At 41.8% G+C, this 1,188-nt stretch carries 1 protein-coding gene and 1 pseudogene; both read left to right on the plus strand.

Annotated features, from left to right (window positions below; all coding sequences use genetic code 11):
* Positions 1 to 416 (plus strand): transposase family protein (locus QT974_RS34570; RefSeq protein ID WP_333472852.1); only part of this gene is annotated, 416 nt, incomplete at its 5' end.
* A gap of 33 nt (positions 417 to 449) precedes the next feature.
* Positions 450 to 1,157, plus strand: a pseudogene (locus QT974_RS34575) (ISL3 family transposase); the annotation flags it as partial.
* Positions 1,158 to 1,188: the final 31 nt, after the last annotated feature.

The following is a 1,188-nucleotide window of genomic DNA, read 5'->3' on the forward strand; positions in this document are numbered from 1 at the left end:
CTATGGATCTTCATCTTGACAGACTGCTTAATCTACCCGATGTTACTGTTGAAAGTTGCATCCAATTTGAACCTGAGGTTGTCTTGAAACTGCGCTTTCTTCAGGAAGAAAGTAATTGTCGATACTGCGAGAGTCGGAGCGATCAATTGAATCAAAATCGACCTGTATTGATACGGGATCTATCGATTTTCGGTCAACCGGTTTATTTGCAAGTTCCACGTCGCCAATTTTACTGTAGGACTTGTCAGAAATACTTTACGGAGAGTTTGAGCTTTGTCGATTGGGAACGGCGATATACCCAACGTTATGAGAATTATATCTATCAGCGAGTTCAAGCCACGACAATCGAGAACGTCAGCAGAGAGGAAAACGCTTTGTTGGGATCAGGTACAGGGGATTTTAAATCATCGGTTTAATCTCTCAAAAAAGCAGACTGGGGAACGGTTAATCGTCTGAGTATTGATGAAGTAAGTAAACGCAAAGGTCATCAAGATTTTGTTACAGTTGTTGCCGACATTGAGCGTGGAAAATTGGTTGAAGTGATTGATAGTCACCAACAGGATGACATCATTAAAGTGCTTCAGCAGCAGCCGATTAAACTGCGTGAACAAGTCGAGGAAGTGAGTGTTGATATGTGGGGAGGCTTTCCCAAAGTCGTTCAAGAAGTGTTTCCCAATGCGCGGAGCGTATTTGACAGATTTCATGTCATGAAACCAGTCAATGAAGAATTAAACAAAGTGCGCAAGCAAACTCGAATGACCCTCAAGGGCAGTAAATTTATTCTTCTCAAGAACTGGGTTGATTTAACCCAGGAGCAGAAGGTCAAATTGGCAGACATCTTAAAACATTCAAAACGCTTGAAACTGGCTTATGAACTCAAAGAAGAGTTCAGAGATATTTTTGAACGTTATGAGACGGTCGAAGCTGGGAAAAAGCAACTCCTTGTATGGCTAAAAAAAGCTCGTTCGGTTTACTGTGATGTCCTCACAACGATTCGTAATCATCTGGATGGAATCTGCAACTATTTTTTGAACCGAACCACGAGTGGCGTGATGGAAGGAATTAACAATCGAATCAAGTTGATTAAGCGGCAAGCCTATGGCTTTGTGAACTTTGATAACTTTCGAGCAAGGCTATTAGCTTGCTTTTCTGATTAGGTTTGCTTATCACCTTGACTCCAGAAGAGCC

The sequence above is a fragment of the Microcoleus sp. BM001215392 genome (assembly GCF_036700185.1).
Classification (GTDB): domain Bacteria; phylum Cyanobacteriota; class Cyanobacteriia; order Cyanobacteriales; family Microcoleaceae; genus Microcoleus.